General features: G+C 43.1%; 22 protein-coding genes and 1 riboswitch. Of the genes, 19 read left to right on the top strand and 3 right to left on the bottom strand.

Features of this window, described 5'->3' with window-relative positions:
• The 7 genes from G5B06_RS14645 to G5B06_RS14615 form a co-directional block, all read left to right on the top strand.
• Nucleotides 1-355, top strand: a 355-nt coding sequence (locus tag G5B06_RS14645) for an RNA-guided endonuclease TnpB family protein (RefSeq protein ID WP_173762680.1), incomplete at its 5' end; no start/stop codon positions are given.
• Nucleotides 356-629: 274 nt separating this feature from the next.
• Complete coding sequence (locus G5B06_RS14640; protein ID WP_148444889.1) at nucleotides 630-2,219, top strand: AAA family ATPase; 1,590 nt, start codon at nucleotides 630-632, stop codon at nucleotides 2,217-2,219.
• Nucleotides 2,220-2,418: 199 nt separating this feature from the next.
• Complete coding sequence (locus G5B06_RS14635; RefSeq protein ID WP_173763006.1) at nucleotides 2,419-3,225, top strand: ABC transporter ATP-binding protein; 807 nt, start codon at nucleotides 2,419-2,421, stop codon at nucleotides 3,223-3,225.
• Between the two features lie 33 nt (nucleotides 3,226-3,258).
• The gene (locus tag G5B06_RS14630; RefSeq protein ID WP_173753690.1) at nucleotides 3,259-4,047 is read left to right on the top strand and encodes an ABC transporter permease; all 789 of its coding nucleotides are present in this window, start codon (nucleotides 3,259-3,261) and stop codon (nucleotides 4,045-4,047) included.
• Between the two features lie 92 nt (nucleotides 4,048-4,139).
• Nucleotides 4,140-4,850: an ABC transporter permease gene (locus G5B06_RS14625; RefSeq protein WP_173763005.1), complete on the top strand. Its 711-nt coding sequence runs from the start codon at nucleotides 4,140-4,142 to the stop codon at nucleotides 4,848-4,850.
• Nucleotides 4,851-4,880: 30 nt separating this feature from the next.
• Nucleotides 4,881-5,771, top strand: a complete 891-nt coding sequence (locus G5B06_RS14620) for an AraC family transcriptional regulator (protein ID WP_173763004.1) — start codon at nucleotides 4,881-4,883, stop codon at nucleotides 5,769-5,771.
• A gap of 67 nt (nucleotides 5,772-5,838) precedes the next feature.
• Nucleotides 5,839-6,357, top strand: coding sequence for a kinase (locus G5B06_RS14615; RefSeq protein ID WP_173763003.1), 519 nt, complete (start codon nucleotides 5,839-5,841; stop codon nucleotides 6,355-6,357).
• 22 nt (nucleotides 6,358-6,379) lie between these two features.
• Here the strand turns inward: G5B06_RS14615 and G5B06_RS14610 are convergent, their stop codons facing one another.
• Nucleotides 6,380-7,546: a sensor histidine kinase gene (locus G5B06_RS14610; RefSeq protein ID WP_173763002.1), complete on the bottom strand. Its 1,167-nt coding sequence runs from the start codon at nucleotides 7,544-7,546 to the stop codon at nucleotides 6,380-6,382.
• On the bottom strand, nucleotides 7,543-8,220 hold the full coding sequence (locus tag G5B06_RS14605) for a response regulator transcription factor (protein WP_173763001.1): 678 nt from the start codon (nucleotides 8,218-8,220) through the stop codon (nucleotides 7,543-7,545). Before G5B06_RS14605 ends, G5B06_RS14610 begins: the two co-directional genes overlap by 4 nt.
• A 205-nt stretch (nucleotides 8,221-8,425) precedes the next feature.
• Here G5B06_RS14605 and G5B06_RS14600 point away from each other — a divergent pair, with 205 nt between their 5' ends.
• The 9 genes from G5B06_RS14600 to G5B06_RS14560 all read left to right on the top strand — a co-directional run bounded on the left by G5B06_RS14600 (nucleotide 8,426) and on the right by G5B06_RS14560 (nucleotide 17,904).
• Nucleotides 8,426-9,574 carry a TlpA family protein disulfide reductase gene (locus G5B06_RS14600; RefSeq protein WP_118071257.1) on the top strand — a complete coding sequence of 383 codons (1,149 nt, stop codon included), beginning with the start codon at nucleotides 8,426-8,428 and terminating at the stop codon, nucleotides 9,572-9,574.
• 27 nt (nucleotides 9,575-9,601) lie between these two features.
• Entirely contained in the window at nucleotides 9,602-9,754 is a 153-nt protein-coding gene (locus G5B06_RS14595) for a CD1871A family CXXC motif-containing protein (protein WP_173739040.1), read from the top strand.
• Between the two features lie 7 nt (nucleotides 9,755-9,761).
• Nucleotides 9,762-10,616, top strand: coding sequence for a 4Fe-4S binding protein (locus tag G5B06_RS14590; RefSeq protein WP_118071279.1), 855 nt, complete (start codon nucleotides 9,762-9,764; stop codon nucleotides 10,614-10,616).
• Nucleotides 10,617-10,794: 178 nt separating this feature from the next.
• A riboswitch (ZMP/ZTP riboswitch) is annotated at nucleotides 10,795-10,876 on the top strand.
• Nucleotides 10,877-10,949: 73 nt separating this feature from the next.
• A complete protein-coding gene (locus G5B06_RS14585) occupies nucleotides 10,950-12,635 on the top strand; it encodes a formate--tetrahydrofolate ligase (RefSeq protein WP_173763000.1) in 1,686 nt (561 codons plus the stop codon).
• Between the two features lie 170 nt (nucleotides 12,636-12,805).
• Nucleotides 12,806-14,347 carry a DNA methylase gene (locus G5B06_RS14580; RefSeq protein ID WP_173772367.1) on the top strand — a complete coding sequence of 514 codons (1,542 nt, stop codon included), beginning with the start codon at nucleotides 12,806-12,808 and terminating at the stop codon, nucleotides 14,345-14,347.
• On the top strand, nucleotides 14,348-14,758 hold the full coding sequence (locus G5B06_RS14575) for a hypothetical protein (protein ID WP_173772365.1): 411 nt from the start codon (nucleotides 14,348-14,350) through the stop codon (nucleotides 14,756-14,758).
• A gap of 22 nt (nucleotides 14,759-14,780) precedes the next feature.
• Nucleotides 14,781-15,089, top strand: a complete 309-nt coding sequence (locus G5B06_RS14570; RefSeq protein WP_118071254.1) for an MGMT family protein — start codon at nucleotides 14,781-14,783, stop codon at nucleotides 15,087-15,089.
• Between the two features lie 6 nt (nucleotides 15,090-15,095).
• Nucleotides 15,096-16,304, top strand: coding sequence for a PucR family transcriptional regulator (locus tag G5B06_RS14565; RefSeq protein WP_148444881.1), 1,209 nt, complete (start codon nucleotides 15,096-15,098; stop codon nucleotides 16,302-16,304).
• A gap of 226 nt (nucleotides 16,305-16,530) precedes the next feature.
• Nucleotides 16,531-17,904 carry an aspartate aminotransferase family protein gene (locus tag G5B06_RS14560; RefSeq protein WP_173772363.1) on the top strand — a complete coding sequence of 458 codons (1,374 nt, stop codon included), beginning with the start codon at nucleotides 16,531-16,533 and terminating at the stop codon, nucleotides 17,902-17,904.
• A 125-nt stretch (nucleotides 17,905-18,029) separates the two neighbouring features.
• Here G5B06_RS14560 and G5B06_RS14555 read toward each other — a convergent pair whose 3' ends face one another.
• Nucleotides 18,030-19,073 (bottom strand): AraC family transcriptional regulator, encoded by a 1,044-nt coding sequence (locus G5B06_RS14555; RefSeq protein ID WP_173762997.1) that lies wholly within the window; start codon nucleotides 19,071-19,073, stop codon nucleotides 18,030-18,032.
• 154 nt (nucleotides 19,074-19,227) lie between these two features.
• On the opposite strand from G5B06_RS14555, the gene G5B06_RS14550 reads away from it, so the two are divergent.
• The 3 genes from G5B06_RS14550 to G5B06_RS14540 are packed head-to-tail and all read left to right on the top strand — an operon-like array spanning nucleotide 19,228 to nucleotide 25,169.
• Nucleotides 19,228-21,135 carry a beta-glucoside-specific PTS transporter subunit IIABC gene (locus tag G5B06_RS14550; protein WP_173762996.1) on the top strand — a complete coding sequence of 636 codons (1,908 nt, stop codon included), beginning with the start codon at nucleotides 19,228-19,230 and terminating at the stop codon, nucleotides 21,133-21,135.
• A gap of 15 nt (nucleotides 21,136-21,150) precedes the next feature.
• Nucleotides 21,151-23,733, top strand: a complete 2,583-nt coding sequence (locus G5B06_RS14545) for a glycosylhydrolase-like jelly roll fold domain-containing protein (RefSeq protein ID WP_173762995.1) — start codon at nucleotides 21,151-21,153, stop codon at nucleotides 23,731-23,733.
• A 14-nt stretch (nucleotides 23,734-23,747) separates the two neighbouring features.
• Nucleotides 23,748-25,169 carry a 6-phospho-beta-glucosidase gene (locus tag G5B06_RS14540; RefSeq protein WP_173762994.1) on the top strand — a complete coding sequence of 474 codons (1,422 nt, stop codon included), beginning with the start codon at nucleotides 23,748-23,750 and terminating at the stop codon, nucleotides 25,167-25,169.
• The last annotated feature ends 94 nt before the right edge of the window (nucleotides 25,170-25,263 follow it).

Below are 25,263 nucleotides of genomic sequence, written 5' to 3'. Positions count from 1 at the left end.
GCATAAGCAGTCAAGGCAGATAGCCAATGCTTATGATTGTGTATGTATAGAAGATCTGGATATGAAAGCAATGTCACGATCGCTGAATTTTGGAAAATCTGTTTCAGATAATGGCTGGGGAATGTTCACAACATTTTTGAAATACAAACTGGAGGAACAGGGTAAGAAGCTTGTGAAGGTGGATAGATTTTTTGCAAGCAGTCAGACCTGTTGTGTTTGTGGTTACAAAAATGCAAAAACGAAAAATCTTGCCCTGAGAGAGTGGGATTGCCCGCAATGTGGAACTCATCATGATAGAGATGTAAATGCGGCGATAAATATCAGAAATGAGGGAATGCGTTTGGTAATTGCATGACATTAACATAACACAACCGTGGGACACACGGGGATAGCTCGCTTATGCTTAACACAGTAGTGCTATCGAACGAGAACCAAACTTGCCGAGGATGGGAAGCCCCCACCTCTATAGGTGGGGGAGGATGTCACTGGGGAGATCAAGGCCTTTGAGGGGTGGAAGAAGAACTGAGAGGGAATCAGCTGGATTTACAGAAAAATGGTTTCATGGTATCATAGTTTCAGAAAGAAACGGATACTGTGAGGCCATTTTTGATAAGAGGGAGAGAAACCGAATGGGAAGTTATCTGAATCCGGGCGGTGGAATGTTTAAAGCCTGTCTGCGGTCAAAAATTTATGTGGATAAAAGCGGGTTGATCGCAAAAACAAATGAAGTACTGGGAACAGAGCAGCGTTTTGTCTGCGTGAGCAGACCGCGACGTTTCGGAAAATCCATGGCTGCTAATATGTTGGCTGCATACTATGGCCGAGGTGAAGATAGTACAGAACTGTTTTCTGATCTCAGGATCCATACAGATAAAAGCTTCCGGGAAAATCTGAACCAGTATGATGTGATCCGGATCAACATGCAGGAATTTTTAAGTGCTGCACCGGACATGGACGAGATGCTGAAGCTTCTTCAGAAACGTATTCTCAGGGAGCTGAAGATACAGTATCCGGATTATATTGACAGTGATTATCTGGTCTTTGCCATGCAGGATGTTTTTGCATATACCAGACATCCTTTCGTGATCCTGATCGATGAATGGGATTGTATATTCCGTGAATTTAAACAGAATATGGAAGCACAGAAAAAATATCTGGATTTTCTGCGTGTATGGCTGAAGGATCAGGAATATGTGGCATTAGCCTATATGACCGGAATCCTCCCGGTGAAAAAATATGGTTCACATTCTGCATTAAATATGTTTACGGAATATTCCATGATCAATCCAAGAGAAATGGCTGAGTTTTTCGGATTTACGGAAGATGAGGTAAAAGACCTCTGCAGTCAGTATAAACGGAATTTTCAGGAGGCACAGGCATGGTATGATGGCTATGAGCTGGTAGCCATAGAGGATGGAAGAAAGAAGACGTATTCCATGTACAGCCCGAAATCTGTGGTGGATGCCATGTTAAGTGGAATTTTTGACAATTACTGGAATCAGACAGAAACCTATGAAGCCCTGAAAGTTTATATCCGTATGAATTATGATGGCCTGAAAGATGCAGTGATAAGAATGTTGGCAGGCGATAAGGTTCAGATCAATACAGGAACTTTTTCCAACGATATGACAACGTTTCAGGGAAAGGATGATGTATTGACACTTCTGGTGCATCTGGGGTACTTAAGTTATCACTGGCCGGATAAGACGGTGACGATTCCAAATAAAGAGGTATCCCAGGAATATATAAATGCCATCAGCACAATGGACTGGAAAGAAGTGATACAGTCCGTTGAGACATCCAGAAAACTTCTGGAAGCATTGTGGAATCTGGATGGAGAAGCGGTGGCGAGGGGAATCAATCAGGCTCACAGAGAAATTTCGGTTCTTCAGTATAATGACGAGAATTCTTTAAGCTGTACCATCAATCTGGCGTTTTATTTTGCCAGAGAGTATTATACGATTATCCGGGAACTGCCAACAGGAAAAGGATTTGCAGACATCTGCTTTATCCCAAGAAAGTTATACGCAGACAAACCGGCAGCAGTCATTGAACTGAAATGGGACAAAGATGCTTATGGAGCCATATCACAAATTAAAGAAAAGCAATATGTAGATGCCCTGAAAGACTATCATGGAAATCTCCTGCTTGCAGGAATCAATTACGATAGAAAAACAAAGCAGCATACCTGTATAATTGAGCGGTATCATAAAGAATAAAATATACACAAATGGGAAAAAGCCTCCCCTGGATACGGAAATCTATCCGCGTTCAGGGGATTTTTTATGATGCAAAAATTATATTATAAACATAAAGATTTATACAACGAACATGTACGGATAAAATATACGATGCTATTGTATAGACAGTAACCAGTCATGCAGAAACAGAGCAAAATACAGAGAAAGAAGAATGCCTATGGAGAGCATAGCGGTTAAAAATCTGTACAAAAAATATAAGATCTCACAGCGACAGGAAGGCTTTGCCGGAATGGTGAAATACTTATTCCATCCTCAATATAAAGAGAAGGAAGCCGTAAAAGGAATTTCTTTTTCAATACAGCAGGGTGAATGCGTAGCTTTCCTGGGGGCAAACGGGGCAGGAAAATCAACGACTATTAAAATGCTTACAGGGATCATGAAACCGACAGAGGGAAAGATTTCCGTTATGGGAAATGATCCATTCAGGGAACGGCTCATAAATGCCGGGAAGATAGGCGTTGTGTTTGGTCAGAAGACACAACTGTGGTGGGATATTCCGGTAAAAGATTCTTTTGAACTGCTGCATAGTATTTATGAAATCCCGGACAATGTTTATGAAGAAAATCTGAATCTGTTTAAGAAAATTCTGGAACTGGAAGAATTTATAGACCAGCCGGCAAGAAAGCTGTCTCTCGGACAGCGAGTAAGGGCAGATATAGCAGCAGCTCTTTTACATGATCCGCCGGTTTTATTTCTGGATGAACCAACAATAGGGCTGGATGTGGCAGTCAAACAGAAAGTATATCAGTTTTTACAATACATAAATAAAGAAAAAAAGACCACGATTTTGCTGACGAGCCATGATCTGAAAGATATGGAATGGTTGTGCCGGAGACTTATCATTCTGGAAAAAGGAGAAATTTTATTTGATGATGAAATAACAAAAATTTTTGATAATTATCCGGAAGCAGAAACATTGGAAGAAATTATTATTGAACTGTTCAATGGAAATACGAAGAAGTAACCGTCTGATTTTGTTTTTCTGAGGAGAGCAAATATGAGAAAATATCTGGCACTGATAAAAGGCGGATTTCTGGAAGGAATTGCTTATAAAGAAAACTTTCTGACAGGATTGCTGGCAAATTTTGTTCAGGTTGTAGTTTTTTACTATGTATGGAAAAGTATTTTTTTATATCATACGGAGATTAATGGATATACATGGGAAATCATGAAAAAGTATGTAATTGTTTCTTTTTTATGTAACAGTACATTTTCTTTTGGATTTGAAATGCAGACGGCCAACAGTATTATCAGTGGAAATATAATCACAGATCTGTTAAAACCGCTGAGTTACCGAAGTTTGACTTTCTTTAAAGCTGTGGGAACAGCAGGAATGGAATTTTTGATCACATTTTTATGGTGCGGTACTTTTCTGGTAATGTGTAACGGAATGCAGAATATAGAGGTGTGGCGAGTTCTCCTTCTGCTTTTCTCCATACTTTTGGGAATGGGAATCAAATTTAACATCCAGTATATATTTTCCATGTTCTGTTTTTATACAGATAATGCGTATGGTGTTGTAAAAGGGAGAGAAGTTCTGACAAATTTCTGTTCAGGAGCTTTGGTTCCGCTGGCATTGTTTCCTGGATTTTTGCAGAAAATTGTTACGGTTATGCCTTTTTCCGGGATCGTATATATTCCATGCAGCATATTTGATGGAATATTTTGCTGGCAGAAATGCTGGGAAGCACTTTTGTTCCAGAGCGTGTGGAATGTAATATTATTTGCATTCGGAAGCATCTTATGGAAAAAAGCCTCTTCCGTTATCGCATTATATGGAGGTTAAAGATGGGCAGATACAGGAAATATTTCAAAATATACCGGAAGATGCAGGAAATGAATATAAAATCCCTAATGTATTATCGAGCGGATTTTCTGATGATGACATTTTTTACATTGCTGTCCCAGGTATCAAATCTGGCTGTTATTGGAATTATCTATACAAATATTCCCACAGTTGGCGGCTGGTCTGTATGGGAAATTTTATTGTTATATGGATATCTGTTATTTTCAGAAGGTTGGGTAAATTTTTTCTTTCAGGGTTCCTGGAAAATTGCACAGATGGTAAATAAATCAGAAATCGACCGGTTTCTCGTAAGACCGCTTCCGGCAGGAATGCAGATGGTAGCTTCCAGGATTGATTTTGACGGATTAAATAAAATGATCATAGCACTGGGAATATTGTCAGTTGGAATAAAAAACTGTAAAATAAACTGGACGATCATAAAAATCCTGTATTTTGTGGCATCTCTGCTTACAGCATCTATGATCCGTTTTTGCATGATCTGGATGGCAAGCTGTATGTCCTTCTGGATGCAGGGACCGAAAAATTCGTTAAATTATCTGGTCCTTTCTGTAGGAGAGATGGCGAAATATCCACTTATCATATACCCGGGATTACTGAAAGGAATCTTTGGATATATCATACCTTACGCATATATCAGCTATTATCCGGCGGGCTTTCTGTTAGGAAAAAGAGACATGCTGCCAGGATATCTGTTGCTGTTTCCTGTTTGCATAGGGATGCTGTGGTTATCGGCAGTGTGCCTGAAACGTGGACTGGGAAAATATGAAAGTGCCGGGAATTAAAGATCGTTTATGGGGGGGGGAGGTGAGTCCATGCTTGGAAGTAAAGATATTTTTCTGGATCGGGCAAAGCGGGAATTGTCGGTTATGCAGATGAACCACTGCGGTATCCAGGAATGTGAAAAAGGACATATGTGGCAGTTTCAGGCCAGGCCTTATCATCTGCTGCATTTTGTACTGCATGGGGAAGGGAGTTTAAAGATCTCAGGCAGAATGCTGAATGTACATGCCGGACAGGCATTTTTTATACCTGCAGGAATAGAAGGAAAATACATAGCTTCCCTGCAGAACCCCTGGAAATATGCCTGGATCGGATTTTATGCAGACAATGGAAATAAATTTATCGATCTTTTATTTGGAAAAAATGAGATCCTGGACCTGGCGCTTCCGGCTAAAGAACTGGAAAAAGAAATCCTGTCGATTTTGTCAGTGATGGATAAAAGACTTCAGGATGTGGCCATTTATCAGGAAGAAGATTTTCCGGGAGAGCAGTTTTTCTCCATACGGAATTTTTCCGCATCTCTGGAAGCAAACAGCAGAATGCTGCATCTTTTTGCCAGGCTGCTGGAAACACAGGGTGATATAAAAAAGCTGACAAAAGAAGAAAAAAATCTGGCAAAAGATGCAAAAAACTATATGGACCGCATGTACAGCAGGGATATCCGGATCCAGGATGTGGCAGGAATCCTCCATGTACATCCAAACTATCTCAGCACACTGTTCCGCCGGGAATACGACCAGTCACCACGGGAATATCTTCGTAAAGTGAGGATGAATCAGGCAAAGCTCCTGCTGGCAACCACAGAATATTCCATATCAGATATCTCATCAGATGTGGGATATACAAATCCGTTTCAGTTTTCGAAGGTATTCAAAAGCTGCTATGGGATTTCACCTACGGAGTATCGAAATATGAGACAATAAGAAACGGTTACTGTACAGAAATTATCAGTATAAAAGAAAAAAGGATGAGTAAGGGAGAAACCAAAGCATGGGAAAATTGATCATTCTCAGAGGAAACTCCGGAAGTGGAAAAACAACAGTAGCGAAAGCATTACAGAAAAAGCTAGGACGTAATACAATGCTGATATCACAGGATGAGGTCAGAAGAAATATGCTGTGGGTTGATGATGGCATAGATACAAAGGCTTTGCCGCTTATGGCAGAACTTTTACGATACGGAAGGGAACACAGCGAATTTTCTATCCTGGAAGGGATCATGTATGATGAATGGTATCGTTCGTTGTTTGAACTGGCAAATGAATTATATGGTTCAAATGTATACGCATATTATTTTGATCTGTCGTTTGAAGAAACCGTGAGACGACATAATACAAGAAACAGAGAATTTGGTGAAAAAGATATGCGCAGATGGTGGAGAGAAAAAGATTTTTCTTCAGTTCTCAGGGAACAGGCTATTACCTGCGAAATGGATACAGACAGTATTGTTGAAAAAATATACTCGGATTTGAACGCAGATCGCAAAGCGATTGCGTTCATGAGCATATAAAGTAAATGTAATACAAACATATTCAGACTGGCAGTATGATTGCAATCATGCTGCCTTTTTTGCTGCTTTCCAGTACTTTTACCTGTCCGTTATGCTGTCTGACAATTTCACTGACAAGTGCAAGCCCCAGGCCGGCACCTCCCATAGCACGGCTTCTTGATTTGTCTACACGGAAGAACGGGGTGAAGATTTTTTCCTGATATTCAGGAGGAATGCCGATTCCGGTGTCGGAGACTTCAAGAAAGACGTAATTGACAGAGGTGGATGTATCTGTTATTTCTTCGGAAGGATGGATATTTACGGTTACTTTTCCACCGGAGTGATTGTATTTGATCGCATTTTCCACAAGATTGTACACAGCGCGATACAGCAGCAGATAGCTTCCGGTAATAATGCAGTCCCCCTCCTGCTGGATCAGTTCAACATCCTTCTGTTCCGCTACAGAAGCTAGGTCGCAGAAAACCTCATCCGTCAGTGCTGCCAGTGAGATCCTTTCGGAACGTTCAACAGTCTGTACACCGGTCATATCCAGGAGGATTTCAGCCAGATGGGAAAGTCGCCCGGTCTGTTCCTGGAGCATGGAAAAAATCTCCTGATAATCCTTTAAAGCAGGTGTTTCTCTGCGGGCAAAGACCTCCAGATTTGTCTGGATAACGGCAAGAGGAGTCCTAAGCTCATGGGCTGCATTGGCAGAAAACTGCTTCTGTGCAGTAAAGGCCTCATCCAGGCGTGCAAGCATTTTGTTAAATGAAATTGTCAGGCGGGAAATTTCGTCATTGGTAGCAGGAACTTCAAGAGCCTCTGAAAGGTTCTGGACCTCTATTTGGTTTACCTCCTGGCTGAGTCTGCGAAGCGGAAGTAATGCCTGACGGCTGATAAAATAAGTGCAGATACTGCTGAGAAGGATGATGATCCCTGTTACCATGAGTCCTTTGGTGAGAAAAAGTTTTTTGGTCAGCTGCAGCTGATCGGAAAGCTCCGGAAATAAGACGGAGGGATCCATATTAAAGGTGATGGGAGCAGAATCTGTGTTATCGATCCGTATCATGTAATCTCCCAGATCCTCCATTCCGGCAACTGCGGACTGGCTGATAAAAAAATACATCAGAATGCAGGTGACTGTCATAAGCAGTGCGGTGATCAGTGTCAGACGCCATTGAAGAGATAGCTTTCCGGTTATTTTTTTCATTGTACATCCTCCGTTAAAATGTAACCCTGGCCGATCTTATTCTGTATCGGATCAAAGCCGAGAGCAGTGCGCAGCTTTTTTCGAAGAGAAGAAATGTGGACACGAATGGAATTGCTGAGACTGTTGACGCTTCCGTCCCAGATATGCTCGATCATTTCTTCCGGACTTATGATACGGTTCTGATGAAGAAGGAAATATTCCAGAAGAGAACTTTCCTTTCGGGTCAGAGAAAGGGGAAGTCCATCGACACTGGCCTTTCTTGTACGGGTATCAAAGCTGATACGTCCGCATTGCAGACATACGTCCTGCTGGATAAATTTCCTTCGTGTCAGACTTCGGATCCGTGCCTCCAGCTCTTCAAAATGAAAAGGCTTTGTGAGATAGTCATTGGCACCGAGATCAAGCCCTTCTACCTTGTCCTGGATCTGTCCTCTGGCAGAGAGGATCAAAACGGGAGTGGAAGTATCGGATTTCCGAAACTGGCGCAGGATTTCCAGACCATCAACGCCAGGAAGGTTCAGATCAAGAAGGATGAGATCATAATTTTCCACCAGACATAATTCCAGTCCTTCATCCCCGTCAAAACATGTGTCCGCTTCATAGCCATCCATACGAAGTCCCTCCGCAATAGACTGGCAGAGCTGCTTTTCATCTTCGATTATCAATATATGCATAGTAAATTCTCCTAAAAAACAGTTGATTTTGCTTTGTTATCTATAATATCATGTATAGCATAAAATTCCTGTAAATTTTTTTGTTTCTTAACAGAGATTTTATACAGGGGATGATATAGTAAGGCTACAGAGAACAAAATTTACATATAAAATATATGCTGGTTCCAGATATGGGCCGGTGATATCAGAAGGGAGAATATAAACAATGAAATTGAGAACACAGAAAATAACAGCACTTATGGCAGCAGCGGTATTAGGAATATCTGCATTAGGAAGTGTGCCGGTAACAGCGGCAGAGAGCACGGAAACAGCAGATATCGGAGAGGCAATGGCGGTGGATGGAGAGGCAGTTTCATCAGATCTGGTAGCAGGTACATTTAAGCCTTCCGACGTAACCTGCAAGGCACAGGATTCTTATGAATATCCGTTTCTGGGACTGAAGCTTTCACTTTCGAAGGAGCTGTTAAATCAGATCAAGGATCAGAGCATTGCAATGCTTACTACGGAAGATTTTGAGAATCAGACCAATGCAGTGACATATGCCTACGTAAGCTGGAGCAAAATGACAGAGGAACAGAAAAATGCCGAAATACAGAAGATGGGAACAGGATATGACGACTGGGTGGCAGGTCTGGACAGAATCGGTACAATTGGCGTTTATGACGAAGCTTCACAGAAAAAGCTGGATGAGATCACCGGCTGTACAGAGCATAAAGAGCTTGGAAGCAGCAGTGACGGGAAATACAAATATTATCTGAGCACCAACAAAGATGCAGATGAAAAGCTGACAAAGGAGCTGGAAAAGATCAAAACCGATATTACGGAAATGACACCGTATCAGAATATTTCCGTGTTTGACCAGCCACAGGATACCAGCAGCAACCCGGAGGATGTAAAATCTGTAGGAAAATTTGAAACAACAGGAATAGATGGAAAAACATATACAGAAAAAGTGTTCAGTGACTATGACCTGACGTTGGTAAATGTTTTTACAACCTGGTGCTCACCATGTGTAAAAGAGATTCCGGAACTTCAGGAGCTCTATAAAGAAATGAAAGAGAAAGGCGTCGGAGTAGCAGGTGTGGTGCTTGATACTACAGATGAAAAGGGAAATCAGGACGAGGAGGCTGTAAAAAAAGCTGGCATTCTTCAGGAAAAAACAAAAGCAGAGTATCCGTTCCTGATACCGGATACTACTATGATGAACGGCCGTCTGCAGGGGATTTCCGCATTTCCTGAAACATTTTTTGTTGACAAAGATGGAAATATTGTAGGCGATACCTATACAGGAAGCCATACACTGGACGAATGGAAGGAAATCGTGGAAAAAGAGCTTAAAAACGTTTCAAAGTAAAAGATGATTATTATGGAGAGTGGAAAAATGATTCGGAAAATAACAGAATCCAGGTGGATCGGACCTGCTCTGGCAGTTTTTGGAATTTTACTGATGATACTGGGAATCTGCAGAGGTGAGGTATCTGTAGTTTTTACAAAAGCGATCAACATCTGTATGGAGTGTATTGGCATTGGATAATAAGAAGATGAAAATAAATGAATGGCCGCGGCATGGGATCCAGGCATTGTGGGCGGCCCTTACAAACAGTCACATATCAGGCTTTGTGACTGGAAAGATCTATACCGGAAAAATGAAAAATGTCTGTGTTCCGGGGCTGAACTGTTATTCCTGCCCCGGAGCAAGAGGGGCCTGTCCCATTGGTTCCCTTCAGGCTGTGATCGGAAGCTGGAACTTCAAGATGGCATATTATGTAGCTGGATTTCTGATCTTTGTAGGAGCGCTGCTTGGAAGACTGGTGTGCGGATTTCTCTGCCCATTTGGACTGATCCAGGATCTGTTGAACAAGATTCCTTTTCCAAAGAAGATCCGGACATTTCGGGGAGACAAGCTTTTGAGAAAACTGAAATATGTGATCTTTCTTGTATTTGTGATCCTACTTCCCATGTTTGTAGTAGATATCATGGGCCAGGGAGCACCATATTTCTGCAAGCTGATCTGCCCGGCAGGAACGCTGGAGGGAGGTATCCCGCTGGTGCTGCTGAACAAATCCATGCGAAGTGCAGTAGGCTGGCTGTACATGTGGAAAAATACGATCCTGGTGATCACCATTATCTTATCAATTATGATATACCGGCCATTCTGTAAGTATATCTGCCCGCTGGGAGCTTTTTATTCGGTATTTAATAAAGTTTCCGTTTTTCGTTACAGAGTAGAGAAAGAAAAATGTGTTCACTGCGGAAAATGCAGAAATATCTGCCAGATGGAGGTTGATCCGACAGAGGATCCTAACAGTGCAGAGTGCATCCGATGTGGAAGGTGTAAAAAGATATGTCCGACACAGGCAATCCGGTGTGGTTTTGCAGGCAAAGATCAGACATGAATTACGTTAATTGACGAAAAATAGAATTTTCCTTATAACATTCAGTATCTGATGAATAGTACGGAAAACTGGAATGATTCAGAAAATTAGACTCAGCTCACTTTAAAAGTGAAAAAATAATTTGATAATTTCTTGACAAGTACTAATAAATATGTTAGTATTCAATCATCAAATTAATAAAGTCTTCGGTGACTGACGGAGTTGTGGGATAACCACGAGGGAGCCGGAGATTCGATGAGTCGACCGTCTGGGCAGTATTTGAAAAAATTCAGATACTGCTCTTTTTTATGGGATAAAAGATGCAGACGGTTGCAGCGGAGAAAGGAGAACATTATGGGATTCAAAAGTGACATCGAGATTGCACAGGAGTGCACAATGGAGCCAATTACCAAGATTGCAGAGAAAGCAGGTATTGATGACAAATATCTGGAGCAGTATGGTAAATACAAAGCAAAGATCGACTATAATCTCCTGAAAGAAACAGACAAAAAAGACGGCAAACTGATTCTTGTGACAGCTATCAACCCGACACCGGCAGGTGAGGGAAAAACAACTACAACGGTAGGTCTTGCAGATGGAATGCAGAGACTTGGAAAAAATGTTATGGTAGCTCTTCGTGAGCCATCCCTTGGACCGGTATTCGGTGTCAAAGGTGGTGCAGCAGGCGGCGGCTATGCACAGGTAGTTCCTATGGAGGATATCAACCTTCATTTTACCGGTGATTTCCATGCGATCGGTGCGGCAAACAACCTTCTTGCTGCAATGATCGACAACCATATCTTCCAGGGTAATGAGCTGAACATCGACCCGAGAAAGATCACCTGGAGACGTTGTGTGGATATGAACGACCGTCAGCTTCGTAATGTAGTAGACGGACTTGGCGGAAGAACAAACGGTATGCCGCGTGAAGACGGATACGACATCACAGTTGCATCTGAGATTATGGCAGTTCTCTGCCTTGCAAGCGATATCAAAGACCTGAAAGAGAGACTTTCCAGAATCATCATCGGATACACCTATGGCAAAGTTTCCGAGCAGAAACCGGTAACAGCAGGAGATCTTCATGCAGAGGGTGCTATGACAGCACTTCTGAAAGATGCCCTGAAACCAAACCTTGTTCAGACACTGGAGCATGTTCCAGCCATTGTTCATGGCGGACCATTCGCAAACATCGCTCACGGATGTAACTCCGTAACCGCTACAAAGATGGCTATGAAACTTGCAGATTATGCCATCACAGAGGCTGGTTTCGGTGCTGACCTTGGTGCTGAGAAGTTCCTGGATATCAAGTGCCGTATGGCAGGACTTACACCAAGTGCTGTTGTTATCGTAGCAACTGTACGTGCCCTGAAATACAACGGTGGTGTTGCAAAAGCAGATCTTAACAATGAGAACCTTGAGGCTCTTGAAAAAGGTATCCCGAACCTTCTGAAACATGTAAGCAATATCAAAAATGTATACAAACTCCCATGTGTGGTAGCTATCAACGCATTCCCGACCGATACCAAGGCAGAGCTTGATTTTGTAGAAGCAAAATGTAAAGAGCTTGGCGTAAACGTAGCACTTTCCGAGGTATGGGCAAAAGGCGGCGAAGGCGGAATCAAGCTTGCTGAGGAAGTGATCCGTCTTGTTGAAGAGCCGAATGATTTCACATATGCTTATGAACTGGAAGGCTCCATCGAGGACAAGCTGAACCAGATCGTACAGAAGGTTTACGGTGGAAAGAAAGTGGTTCTTACAGCAAATGCCCAGAAGCAGGCGAAACAGCTGGAGGCACTTGGATTTGGCAACTGCCCGATCTGTGTAGCTAAGACCCAGTACAGCTTAACAGACGACCAGACAAAGCTTGGTGCTCCGACAGATTTCGAGGTAACAGTAAGAAATCTTAAGATTTCCGCAGGTGCAGGATTTATTGTTGCACTGACAGGTGAGATCATGACCATGCCAGGTCTTCCAAAAGTGCCGGCTGCAACCAAGATTGACGTAGATGAGAGCGGTAAGATCACAGGACTGTTCTAAGCAGAATCGGAAACATATAATTATAAAGTATTTTTGAGGGGAATTCAGATAGAGACCTCCTCCGGCAATAAAAACCGGAGGAGGTTTTTTATGTAAAAATAAGAAAAAGACCTATAATCGAACAAATTTTCTGGTATAATAAGAAAAGAAAACACTCCGGAGGTGTATCCATGGATAAAAAAGAAGATCATATCTATATAGCCATCGATCTGAAATCATTCTACGCTTCCGTGGAATGTCAGGAGCGGAACTTAAATCCACTTACCACCAATCTTGTTGTGGCAGACAGGGAACGAACCGAAAAAACCATCTGCCTGGCAGTTTCCCCTTCTTTGAAGGCCTATGGAATACCAGGAAGAGCGAGACTTTTTGAAGTGGTCCAGCGTGTAAAAGAAGTCAATCAGGCACGTGTCACAAAAGCACCAAGAAGATGTTTTACCGGAGAATCCTGGTCTTCGGATGAACTGAAAGCGCATCCGGAACTGGCCGTTTCCTATGTGACAGCACCGCCGAGAATGGCGTTGTACATGGACTACAGCACCCGGATCTATAACGTTTACCTCCGTTATCTGGCACCGGAGGACATGCATGTCTATTCTATAGATGAGGTGTTTATGGACGTCACCCATTATCTTGGAATGTATCAGATGACAGCCAGAGAGTTTGCTGCAAAAATGATCTCCGATGTAATGAAAGAGACCGGGATTACGGCAACTGCCGGAATCGGAACCAATCTTTATCTGTGTAAGATTGCCATGGACATCGGGGCCAAACATGTAACACCAGACGAAAATGGTGTGCGTATCGCAGAACTGACGGAGCAGTCCTACCGGGAACTTTTATGGGATCACAGGCCGCTGACAGATTTCTGGCGGGTAGGCACAGGAATCAGGAAGAATCTGGAAGAAGTAGGACTTTACACGATGGGAGACATTGCCAGATGCTCTTTGGGCGGTGTGCGTGATTACTATAATGAAGATCTTCTTTATAAAATATTCGGCATCAACGCGGAACTTCTGATTGATCATGCATGGGGATACGAACCGGTGACCATGGATCTGATCAAAGCCTACAAACCGGAAACAAACAGCATCGGTTCCGGTCAGGTACTGCACTGTCCCAGTGATTTTGAACAGGCGAAACTGATCGTACGTGAAATGACAGACATGCTGGTTCTTCAGCTTGTGGAAAAAAGGCTGGTAACCAGTCAGATAGTCCTTACCATAGGCTACGATATTGACAATCTGAAATCTTCCTCCGGCAGGAAAAAATATCAGGGCGAAATAAAAACAGACCGTTATGGAAGAAAAATTCCCAAACATGGTCACGGAACTGTAAATTTGGACAATCCAACCTCATCCACATCAACGATCATGAAGGCAGTCCTTGACCTGTATGAGCGTATCACGGATAAAACACTTCTGATCCGGCGTGTCTATATCACAGCCAATCAGCTCACAGATGAAAAACTGGCAGCGGCAGAGCCCGTATATCAGCAGATGAATCTGTTCACGGATTACCTTAAATCAGAAGTGTCAGAGGCAGAACAGAAAGCAGAAAAAGAAAAACAGGAAAAAGAGCGAAAGCTCCAAGAAGCTATGCTTTCCGTAAAAAAGAAATTCGGAAAAAATGCCATACTGAAAGGCAGCAGCTTACAGGAAGGTTCCACAACCATAGAGCGGAACAACCAGATCGGAGGTCACAGAGCATAAATGGAAAAGAAACCAAAAGGCAAATACCAGGACATCATAAACCTGCCTCACCATGTTTCAAAAACACACCCACAGATGCCCCTCTATGACCGAGCTGCACAGTTTTCCCCCTTTGCAGCCCTTACCGGCTATGAAGACGCAATCCGGGAAACAGCCAGACTCACCGATAACTGGGTACAGCTTTCCGAAGACAAAAAGCAGGAACTGGATGAAAAACTCCGGCAGCTGATAGCCGACAGGGAGAGAACAGAGTCCGTCACCATCATCTATTTCCAGCCGGATGACCGGAAAGAGGGAGGCTCCTATGTAACCGTCACCGGGCAGATAAAAAAGATTGACGACTGCAACCAGAAAATCTTTCTGACAGATGGAACGAAGATTGACCTGGGAAGAATTGTGGATATAAAATAAAAAATGCTTCGGAGGAACAACAATGGGAAAAATATTGGATGAGGATCTGATCTACGAAATACTATCCGTGGTGGAAGAAATACCGGCAGGAAAAGTGGCTTCCTACGGGCAGATTGCACGTCTCATCGGCTGGGATAAAAATTCGAGGCTTGTAGGAAAAGTTTTAAGCATGGCAGAATTTTATGGGAAATATCCCTGCCACAGAGTTGTGAATCATGCAGGCCGTACTGCACCAGGATGGAGAGAACAGAGGGAACTTCTGGAAGACGAAGGTGTGGAATTTAAAGCAAATGGATGCGTGGATATGAAAAGGCACCAGTGGGAGGAATAGAACTTTATGAATTGTAAAGATATGATGCAGATTCCGGAGCTTACAGAGGTTCTGAAGCTGAAAGCAGGAAAAAACGGTTTGGAGCAATCTGTTCGATGGATTTATTTTGCAGACTGTCTGCAATGTGTAAAAAGTGAATATAAGATCGAAAACTATATCCACGGAGACGAATTTGTAGTTCTGACCAATCCCAGTGTTACGGATGACAGTCGGAAGCTGATGGAGATGATCCGGCAGATGTATGGGCATGGAATTACGGCTCTTGGAATCAATGAAGGCCAGATATCAGAGGAACTGATGCAATACTGTGAAGAGAAAGCGTTGCCTCTTTTTGAGCTTCCGGAGAAATATCCTCTGATCGATCTGTCTCAGATCATCTGCCGCAGGCTTGTTCTGGAAGAAAATGACCGAAATGCCGCAGAGCAGCTGTTTTCCTCTATTCTGGATGCAGAACATTTAAGCCGGGAGCGTGTGATGGCACAGGCCAGATATCTGAATATTGATCTGGAGGGGAGCTTTTTTGTAGCGGAATTTGCGTTTGCGTCCGGAAATATAGAAAGCGGATGGGAGAACGAGGATTCCCTGACAACCGGACGGAATGTGAAACGTATGATCTGTACTGAGTTTTCCAGTTACATAAAACAGGATATCCTTATCCTTCCACAGGCAGGCTCCATCCTTGCACTGCTTCCGGACAGAGAAGCGGAGGATAGCAATATAAAAGAAATTTTTGCCAGGATCGTGGACCGAACACAGCGGGAATATGGAATAGAGCTTCGGATCGGAGCCGGAAACAGTAGGGCGTATCTGGATGAGGTAAAAGACAGCCGGAACGAAGCTTCCTCAGCACTTCGGGCAGCAGAAGTTTCCGGATTGAAGGGGCAGATATTTTTTTACAGGGATCAGGGAATCTATACATTACTTTCCCATGTGGACGATTCCAGAATCCTGGATACTTATATGGAAGAAAAAATCGGAAAGCTGCTGCAGGCAGATGAACTGAACGATGGAAACTTAAGTGAAACTCTGGAAAATTATCTGAACTGCAGCTGCAATGCCAAAAAGACGGCAGAAGAGATGTTTCTTCACAGGAATACCTTAAATTACAGGTTGAAAAAGATCCGGGAGATCCTGGGATGCGATCTTGAAAACCTGGATACCTGCCTGGAGCTGAAGATGGCGTTTCTGATCAGGCGATATCGGTATCGCAGATAATAGAAATTGTGCACTGTGCACAAAAAACATACAACACCAGGCCTATTGATTTCGTACCGGAAAATGCTATAATCTACCTAAATCAAAAAACAAAATAACACAGCAGATAAACGACAAAGGCGTCGGATGATAACACATCCGGCGCCTGTTTTTTTGCTTCCGGAGAGAACTCCGAGAGGAGTCTGGCAGGCAGAAAAGCCGTGACCAGATAAAGGAGGAGAATATTATGACAACAGCAGAATTAGCAACCGCATTACCGGAGATTGTAACAGAGCAGGTTCCAGGACCGAAATCAAAAGAACTTCTTGACAGAAGAGACGCAGCAATCCCGAAAGCACTTTGCGGAAAAACATATCCGATCTGTATCAAACAGGGATCAGGAGCCATGTTTGAAGATATGGACGGAAATAAATTCCTTGACTGGGTCGGCGGTGTTGGCGTCCTGAATATCGGATATTCCCATCCGGAAGTCATCGAGGCGGTAAAAAAACAGACTGAAAAATATTTCCACACAATTTTCAATGTATATGTACATGACGGTTATGTAACACTGGCTGAAAGATTAAATGAGATCATGCCGTGTAAAGGAGATGTGAAAAAAACATACTTCGCAAACTCCGGTGCAGAGTGTGATGAAAATGCCATCAAGATTGCAAAAGCCTTCACAAAAAGAAGCGGCGTGATCTGTTTCACAGGTGCTTTCCATGGAAGAACAAACCTGACCATGGCACTGACAGCAAAAAAAGCATATGCAGTTGGCATGGGACCGTTCCCGGCAGGAATCTTCCGTGCACCATATCCATATGTATACCGTGCACCAAAAGGATATACAGAGGAAGAGGCGATCCAGTATTACATTGATGAGCTTCAGAGAATCTTTGACGAGGGCGCACCTGCAAGTGAGATTGCCTGCATGATCGTTGAGCCGTTTCAGGGCGAAGGTGGATTTATCCCGGCACCGATCGAGTGGGTTAAAGCAGTCCGCAAGATCTGCGATGACAACGGAATTCTGATGATCGCAGATGAGGTTCAGTGTGGTAACTGCAGAACAGGTAAATATTATGCATCTGAGTACTGGGCAGAAGCAGGCGCAGCACCGGATATTATCACAACTGCGAAATCTCTTGGCGCAGGACTTCCGATCTCCGCAATTACAGCAAGAGTCGAGATCATGGATGCGGTACCTGCAGGAACCATCGGAGGAACCTTCTGCGGAAACCCGGTATCCTGTGCAGCAGCACTGGCTGTTATGGATATCATGAAACGTGATGATTATGAAGGAAAGGCAAGACATATCGGTGAGACCGTCATGAAACGCTACAAAGAGCTTCAGGAGAAATATCCGGTAATCGGTGATGTACGAGGCCTTGGTGCAATGATCGGTATCGAGCTTGTAAAAAATAAAGAAACAAAAGAGCCAGCAACAGAGCTTACTGCCAAGCTGATCCAGAATGCGATTCAGAAGGGACTCCTTCTTGAGAACTGTGGAACAGCAGGTAACGTCGTACGTTTCCTTGCACCGCTTACCATGACCGATGAGCAGATGGAGAAAGGACTTGAGATATTTGAAGACTCTTTGAAAGAAGTTCTGGAAGCTTAAGTGAAATAAATGCGGATTACCAATGTATCCGCCTGATATCTGAAGATCCGCTGTTCTGCCTGCAAAGATGCAGGAAAAAGAGCAGCGGATTTTTGCTTGCAAAAAATGGGAAAGGAGGCGTAAGGCTAAAGAACAGGAGTTCTTAACCGGTATTCATTAGGAGAACAATGATACCGCTCCTGGAATTTTTTGTAAAAAAAGCTGATGTTTTCGTAGCCTGCCTGGTTGGCTATTGCAGTTACTGGCATAGAAGTTGTTTTTAAAAGTGTTGCGGCAGATTTCAGCTTCTGGGTCTGGATCAACTGGATGTAAGTATAGCCTGTGTTTTTCTTAAGAAGAGTGGAAACATAGTTGGGGCTGATGTGAAAAAAATCTGCGACTTTTTCCTGGGTGCAGGTGCGGAAATTGTTCTCGATGTAACGAATCAGCGGAACAATTGGCATAACCGTTGAAAATTCCTGTTCTTTTGCCAGATCGTTCTCGTATACATTGATCAGCTCAGCAATGATCAGATAAAATAAATGAAAAATAATATCTCCGGAATTGACCGAGGGATCCAGAAATTCACAGAATAGTTCTGAGAAAAATAAAGGGATCCTTCGGTCTTTTTCTGAATGAAAAAGAAGATAGTGGTCGTGGTCTGTCTGCTCTGTCAGCGCGTTGACAAAAAAACGGGAGAGTACACTGTCTTTGGAAAACTGGGAAAACATACGGTCACGGAGAAATTCTTTTCGGATCAGCATACTGATCATGATATCATTTTCGCCCAGAGCGTCAATAGAATGAGGGCAGTCGGTATCAATCAGAAGTACCTGATCTTTTTTCAGAAGGACAGGTTTTCCGTCTATGTACTGAGGACAGGTACCGGAATAAACATAATTGATTTCGATATGGGAATGGACATGCTCCGGAACCGGATTGAATCTGGAATTTCGTTTGATTGAGATATCCTGCAGACCTACAGGAATATCAAAATTCTGACTGGAAACAGGATTTTCTCCGTGCATGGATGAAAAAATAAGATTGTCAGGGAACATCCGGTACATTTCCCGGCCATGAATCTGTACTTTTGGGAGCTGGCTCCAGCCGGAAAAGGGATAACCGGAACGATAATGTTCTTCACTTTCGGATAAATTTGTAAGATAATGATGAAGAGAATGGATATTCATAGCGGCGTACCTCCTGTCAATATACCTGGGATAAAGATATAGTTACTGTATCAAACTGTGTGGATTTGGTCAATAGATTATGAGGAATACGTTATTTTTTTCGCCGGGTCTGAAAGATATAATAACGTTATCAAATATAAGGAGAGGGAAGAAAATGGCAAAAGCAGATTATACCCAGCTGGCAAAAGAAGTAGTTGCAGCTGTAGGTGGAAAAGAAAACATTGTCAACGTGACCAACTGTATGACGAGACTGCGTTTTGTGCTGAAGGACGACAGTATTCCGGATAAAGATAAGGTAGCCGGGATAAAAGGTGTCAAAGGTGTAATGAATCAGGGAGGACAGTACCAGGTTATCATCGGTACACATGTCAGCGAAGTAGTCAAAGATGTGAGACGCGAAGCACAGATTTCAGGAGAAGGAAGCATCAATAAAGAGGATATGAAACTGATCAAAAAAGACAGTCTCTGGAACCGATTCTTTAAAACAATTTCCGGCTGCATCATGCCAATGCTTGGACCGATGATCGCAGGTGGAATCATCAAAGGAATCCTGGTAATCCTGGTAACAGCAGGAATCCTGACAAAAACAGACGGAACGTATCTCGTTCTTTATGCAGCAGGCGATGCAATCCTGTATTTCATGCCGGTAATCGTGGGATTTACCTGTGGAAAAGTATTCGACTGCAATCCATATGTAACAGCTGTCATAGGAGCAGCATTCCTGTATCCTGACCTTGTTTCAGCAGTATCAGCAGAAGGTGGAATTACATTCCTTAAGATTCCGGTTGCGGCAGCATCTTATACAAATACATTCCTGCCTATTGTACTGGCTAGTTTTGTGGCATCCAAACTTGAAAAACTGGCAAAGAAATTTATTCCGTCCATGCTTCAGCTTATGCTGGTGCCGACCTTTGTGCTGGCAGTCACAGTTCCGTTAAGCTGGATCGTCATCGGACCGGTTATGAATACTGTGTCTTCCTGGCTGTCCAAAGGAGTGTTTGGAATCTTCGGAATGAGCCCACTGCTTGGCGGAACACTTCTGGGCGCATTCTGGCAGCTGGTTGTTCTGCTTGGACTTCATGCGGCATTTATTCCGATTCTGATGAACAATCTTTTTTCACAGGGATATGATCCGGTAAATGCAGTATTAGGCCTGACTGTATGGGCACTTGCTGGTGTGACTTTAGGATATGCACTGAAAAACAAAGACCCTGAAAAACGTGGAATCGGATTTGGAAGTCTTGCATCTGCACTTTGCGGAGTAACAGAACCGGCAATCTATTCCATCGCACTGCCGAATTTCAAACTGTTTGTCTGTGCATGGATCGGCGGTGGAATCAGCGGCGGAATCCTTGGAGCACTTGGCGGAAAAATGTATACCATGGCTGGTGACGGTCTGTTTCGAATTCCTGCAATGATCAATCCGGAAGGACTGGATATCAGTTTCTATGGATTTATCATCTGTGCACTGATCTCATTTGCGGTTTCAGCAGTTCTGGCATTTATCATGGCAGATTCTGGTGTGGAAGAAGCTGAGCAGGTGGCAGAACAAATGGATACCGATATGAATAATCATGTTCTGGAAGAAAACAAAATGATATCAGATAATAAAGAAACCATAATCTATGCTCCTGTAAGCGGAAAAGTGATCTGTAGAGAAGATATCCCGGACGAAACTTTTGCCTCCGGAATCATGGGAGAAGGCGTCGGAATCAAACCGGAAGAAGAAATTATTGTGGCTCCTTTTGACGGTGAGATCACATCTGTGGTAGACACCGGACATGCAGTAGGATTGACATCTTCTGATGGTGTGGAACTTCTGATCCATGTGGGTGTGGATACGGTCAAGATGCAAGGTGACGGATTCCAGGTTTTTGTTACAGAAGGACAGAAAGTAAAAACTGGGGAAAAACTTCTGAAATTTGACAGAGACAAGATCAGAAAAGCTGGCTACAGCGATACAACGGCAGTTCTTGTCACAAACAGCGATGATTACAGTTCTGTAAAAACAGTTGCAGAAAACGTAAAACAAAAGGATACTGTGATAATAATAGAGAAATAATGATGGAGGCTTGACATGGAAAATTATCTTTATCCGTTTTTCTGGCAGCATGGGGAAGACCATGATGTTCTTAAGAAATATATGGAAAAAATTTCCGGATGTGGAATGAAAGGGGTATGCGTGGAAGCGCGTCCCCATCCGGATTTTGTAGGCAACGGCTGGTGGAAAGATATGGATTTTATCCTTGATAAAGCCAAGAAACTTGATATGAAACTGTGGATACTGGATGATTCTCATTTTCCTACCGGATATGCAAACGGACGTATTAAATCCGATTATCCACAGTATCTGAAAAAGTATCTGGATATGCGTCGTTACGATGTCCAGGGCCCTTTAAGAAGGGCAAGAATCGATTTTTCACTTCTGAAAGGAAGACCATGGGATAAGCCGGACCCGGAGCAGGAAATCCTGAAGGTTCTGCTTGCGAAGCGCATCAGCCAGAGAACAGAAAAAAGAGATCCGGTGATTGCAGAAAGCATATGTGACATTACAGAACAGATGAATCGGGAGAGCCGTCTTCTGACTTTGGATGTGCCGGAAGGTGCGTGGAGTATTTTTGTTGTATACCTTACAAAAAAAGGCGGGGAGCAGGCAACGCAGGATTACCTGAACCCGCTGGTGCGTGAGGCGACAGAAGTGCTGATCAGGGAAGTATATGAGCCGCATTATACACATTATAAAGAAGAATTTGGAAAAACCATTCAGGGCTTTTTCTCTGATGAGCCACGTTTTGGAAATATCAAGGGAACAGAAGGCCGTATGGGAACTGACATGGTACTTCCATGGCGGGATGGACTGGAAAAAGAACTTGGTTTTGAAGAAAAATATCTGCCGCTTCTCTGGGCAGATGCAGAGGGTCTGGAAAAAGATATTCGTTACCAGTATATGGATACTGTCACAAGACTTTACAATGAGAATTTTACCCAGGTTCTTGGAGACTGGTGCAGAGCTCACCATGTGTGGTATCTGGGTCATACCATTGAAGATAACGGAGCACATGCCCGGCTGGGATATGGAACCGGTCATTATTACCGGGGACAGCAGGGCATGGATTTTGCGGGAATCGATGTGATTGGAGGTCAGATTGTTCCGGGAATGAATTATCACCATGATGCATTTAACACAGGAGGAAGTAATGGAGAATTTTACCATTATGCTCTTGCCAAACTTGCCGCATCCTCTGCCCACCTGGATCCGGCGAAAAAAGGAAGAGCCATGTGTGAAGCATTCGGTGCGTATGGATGGAATGAGGGCTTAAAAATGATGAAATGGATCGCAGATCATCTTCTGGTACGTGGAATCAATTATCTGGTTCCTCATGCATTTGATCCGAAAAAATTTCCGGATTTTGACTGCCCGCCACATTTTTATGCACATGGACATAATCCGCAGTTCCGTTATTTTAAGGTGTTCAGCGATTATGTAAATCGTATCTGTCAGATCTTCCGGGATGGAAAATATCCTTCAGAAACAGGACTGCTTTATCCGGCAGAACTGGAATGGGGAGGAAATTGCATGCCTCTTGAAAAGCCGTGCCGGGAGCTGACAGAGCATCAGATTCCTTATGATATTGTGACAAGAGACTGGATCATGCAGGCGGAGATTGGAGATGGTTTCTTTGAAATCAACGGATGCAGGATGAAAAATCTTGTAATTCTTTATGGAGAAGGGATTCCTTCCGATATTGTTCCGATGCTGAAAAAAATGGTAGAGCATCAGGTTCAGATTTATTTTCTGGATGCACTTCCGGATGTCATGCTGGGCTTTTCGAAAGATCAGGAAGCATTTGAATATGTGCAAACACATGCCAGTGTGATTGCTCTGGAGCAGCTGGGCGAGACTCTGGCTGAGTACAGAAAAGTAGTTTTTGCCCAGGCTCAGCCAGATCTTGCAGTTGGAGAATATGAGCGGGATGGCCAGAGATATTATATGATTTTTAATGAAAATATCGGGAAGACCATACGCACAGAAATTTCATTGCCACATGCAGAGCATGTATACAGATATGATGCTTTTTCGGGAAAAACATATGAAGTCAGTACAGATCCTGCCAGTGGAAAATTTTTCTTATCATTGGAACCGTATGAGTCTGTGGTTCTTTTGGAGAGTGAAGAAAATCTCCCGGCAGAAGCCGTTTATTTCAAGGGTGCAGATATGGCAGCAGATCAGGAGAAGATCGCTCTTCCTGAAAAATGGAATGTTCAGTTTGCAGACAGTTTTTCCTGGCCGAAGTTTACAGAAAAAGTGCCAGTGGAGGAGCTTTGTTGTGTTCAGGAGATCGCAGGCTGGGAGAAAAAAGCCGGAACTTTACAGTTTTCCAGTGAACTTAAGCTGGAATATGAAATTTCTGCAGTGCTGGATCTGGGGGAAGTGTTTGAGACTGCTGAAGTGAAAGTGAATGGAATCTCAGCAGGACTCCGGTTATGCAGACCATATCGTTTTGACCTGACAGGGCTTTTGAAAAAAGGAGAAAATCAGATTACGATCGAGGTAACAAACTGTCTTGGAACTGCACTGAGAGATCCGATCAGCCATTATCTGATGATCGAGCCATTTGGTATTGAAGGTCCTGTTGTTATGAAGAAAATACAGAAATAATATGAGGTGGAAATATGAGTTTTCCGGAGAATTTTTTATGGGGCGGTGCTACCGCTGCCAATCAGTGTGAGGGAGCTTACCGGGAAGGCGGGAGAGGCCTTGCAAATGTAGATGTATGCCCGGCTGGAAAAGATCGTTTTCCTGTGTGCCTGGGAAAACTTAAAATGCTGGAGCCGGACAGTGAACATTACTATCCGGCAATGGAATCCATAGATATGTATCATCATTTCAGAGAAGATATTGCCATGTTTGGTGAAATGGGGTTTAAGACATACAGGCTTTCTATTGCCTGGACCAGGATTTTTCCAAATGGTGATGAGGAAGAACCCAATGAAGAAGGACTGAAGTTTTATGAAGATCTTTTTAAAGAATGTCATAAATATGGAATTGAGCCGCTGGTTACGATTACACATTTTGACTGTCCGATCTATCTGATCAAAAAGTATGGCGGTTGGAAAAACAGAAAGATGATTGATTTTTATAAGAAGCTTGTGACCGTGCTTTTTACAAGATATAAAGGTCTGGTAAAATACTGGCTGACTTTTAACGAGATCAATATGATTCTTCATCTGCCGTTTATGGGAGCCGGGCTTGTTTTTGAAGAGGGAGAAAATGAGACACTTTCCAAATATCTGGCGGCCCATCATGAACTGATTGCTTCTGCGGAGGCGACACGGATCGCACATGAGATCGATCCGGAGAACAAGATTGGATGTATGCTGGCAGCAGGAATGACTTATCCTTATACTTGCAGCCCGGAAGATGTGTGGAAGTCCATGCAGAAAGACAGAGAGAACTATTTCTTTATCGATGTCCAGGCAAGAGGCGAATATCCGGCATATGCGAAGAAATTTTTTGAGAGAGAAAAGATTGAACTGGATATTACAGAGAAAGACCGGAATGTTTTGAGAGAAAATACGGTTGATTTCATTTCGTTTTCTTATTATTCATCCAGATGCACAAGTGCAGATAATACCATTGAGAAAACAGATGGAAATGTTTTTGCCACAGTAAAAAATCCTTATCTTAAAGCAAGCGAATGGGGATGGCAGATCGATCCGCTGGGACTTCGATGTACATTAAACGCATTATATGACAGATACCAGAAACCACTGTTTATTGTGGAAAATGGTCTGGGATCGTCAGATGAACCGGATGAAAACGGATATGTGGAAGATGATTACCGGATTGAGTATTTGAGAGAACATATCAAGGCTATGAAGGCAGCGGTGGAAGAAGATGGTGTAGAACTGCTGGGATACACATCCTGGGGCTGTATTGACCTGGTAAGCGCATCTACAGGTGAAATGAAAAAACGCTATGGATTTATTTATGTAGATAAAGATGATGAGGGAAACGGTACCTTAAAACGGACACCGAAGAAATCTTTCTACTGGTATAAGAAAGTAATTGAATCAAACGGGAAAATTCTGTAAAGATTCCATAAAAAGTACCGGACAGAGATATTTTGATCTGTCCGGTACTTTTTATAGTTAGGTAATTGCGAAACATTACGCGTGAAAGTTTAAG

The organism is Blautia luti, assembly GCF_013304735.1.
Taxonomy (GTDB): Bacteria; Bacillota; Clostridia; order Lachnospirales; family Lachnospiraceae; genus Blautia_A.
Note: the sequence above shows the minus strand (reverse complement) of the source record. Positions and strands in the feature narration are given on the sequence as shown.

What these genes read in the sequence shown, in the direction of transcription:
- G5B06_RS14640 (WP_148444889.1), top strand. Translation starts at nt 630, where the DNA reads ATGGGAAGTTATCTGAATCCGGGCGGTGGAATGTTTAAAGCCTGTCTG.
- G5B06_RS14635 (WP_173763006.1), top strand. Translation starts at nt 2,419, where the DNA reads ATGGAGAGCATAGCGGTTAAAAATCTGTACAAAAAATATAAGATCTCA.
- G5B06_RS14630 (WP_173753690.1), top strand. Translation starts at nt 3,259, where the DNA reads ATGAGAAAATATCTGGCACTGATAAAAGGCGGATTTCTGGAAGGAATT.
- G5B06_RS14625 (WP_173763005.1), top strand. Translation starts at nt 4,140, where the DNA reads ATGATGACATTTTTTACATTGCTGTCCCAGGTATCAAATCTGGCTGTT.
- G5B06_RS14620 (WP_173763004.1), top strand. Translation starts at nt 4,881, where the DNA reads ATGCTTGGAAGTAAAGATATTTTTCTGGATCGGGCAAAGCGGGAATTG.
- G5B06_RS14615 (WP_173763003.1), top strand. Translation starts at nt 5,839, where the DNA reads ATGGGAAAATTGATCATTCTCAGAGGAAACTCCGGAAGTGGAAAAACA.
- G5B06_RS14610 (WP_173763002.1), bottom strand. Translation starts at nt 7,546, where the DNA reads ATGAAAAAAATAACCGGAAAGCTATCTCTTCAATGGCGTCTGACACTG.
- G5B06_RS14605 (WP_173763001.1), bottom strand. Translation starts at nt 8,220, where the DNA reads ATGCATATATTGATAATCGAAGATGAAAAGCAGCTCTGCCAGTCTATT.
- G5B06_RS14600 (WP_118071257.1), top strand. Translation starts at nt 8,426, where the DNA reads ATGAAATTGAGAACACAGAAAATAACAGCACTTATGGCAGCAGCGGTA.
- G5B06_RS14595 (WP_173739040.1), top strand. Translation starts at nt 9,602, where the DNA reads ATGATTCGGAAAATAACAGAATCCAGGTGGATCGGACCTGCTCTGGCA.
- G5B06_RS14590 (WP_118071279.1), top strand. Translation starts at nt 9,762, where the DNA reads ATGAAAATAAATGAATGGCCGCGGCATGGGATCCAGGCATTGTGGGCG.
- G5B06_RS14585 (WP_173763000.1), top strand. Translation starts at nt 10,950, where the DNA reads ATGGGATTCAAAAGTGACATCGAGATTGCACAGGAGTGCACAATGGAG.
- G5B06_RS14580 (WP_173772367.1), top strand. Translation starts at nt 12,806, where the DNA reads ATGGATAAAAAAGAAGATCATATCTATATAGCCATCGATCTGAAATCA.
- G5B06_RS14575 (WP_173772365.1), top strand. Translation starts at nt 14,348, where the DNA reads ATGGAAAAGAAACCAAAAGGCAAATACCAGGACATCATAAACCTGCCT.
- G5B06_RS14570 (WP_118071254.1), top strand. Translation starts at nt 14,781, where the DNA reads ATGGGAAAAATATTGGATGAGGATCTGATCTACGAAATACTATCCGTG.
- G5B06_RS14565 (WP_148444881.1), top strand. Translation starts at nt 15,096, where the DNA reads ATGAATTGTAAAGATATGATGCAGATTCCGGAGCTTACAGAGGTTCTG.
- G5B06_RS14560 (WP_173772363.1), top strand. Translation starts at nt 16,531, where the DNA reads ATGACAACAGCAGAATTAGCAACCGCATTACCGGAGATTGTAACAGAG.
- G5B06_RS14555 (WP_173762997.1), bottom strand. Translation starts at nt 19,073, where the DNA reads ATGAATATCCATTCTCTTCATCATTATCTTACAAATTTATCCGAAAGT.
- G5B06_RS14550 (WP_173762996.1), top strand. Translation starts at nt 19,228, where the DNA reads ATGGCAAAAGCAGATTATACCCAGCTGGCAAAAGAAGTAGTTGCAGCT.
- G5B06_RS14545 (WP_173762995.1), top strand. Translation starts at nt 21,151, where the DNA reads ATGGAAAATTATCTTTATCCGTTTTTCTGGCAGCATGGGGAAGACCAT.
- G5B06_RS14540 (WP_173762994.1), top strand. Translation starts at nt 23,748, where the DNA reads ATGAGTTTTCCGGAGAATTTTTTATGGGGCGGTGCTACCGCTGCCAAT.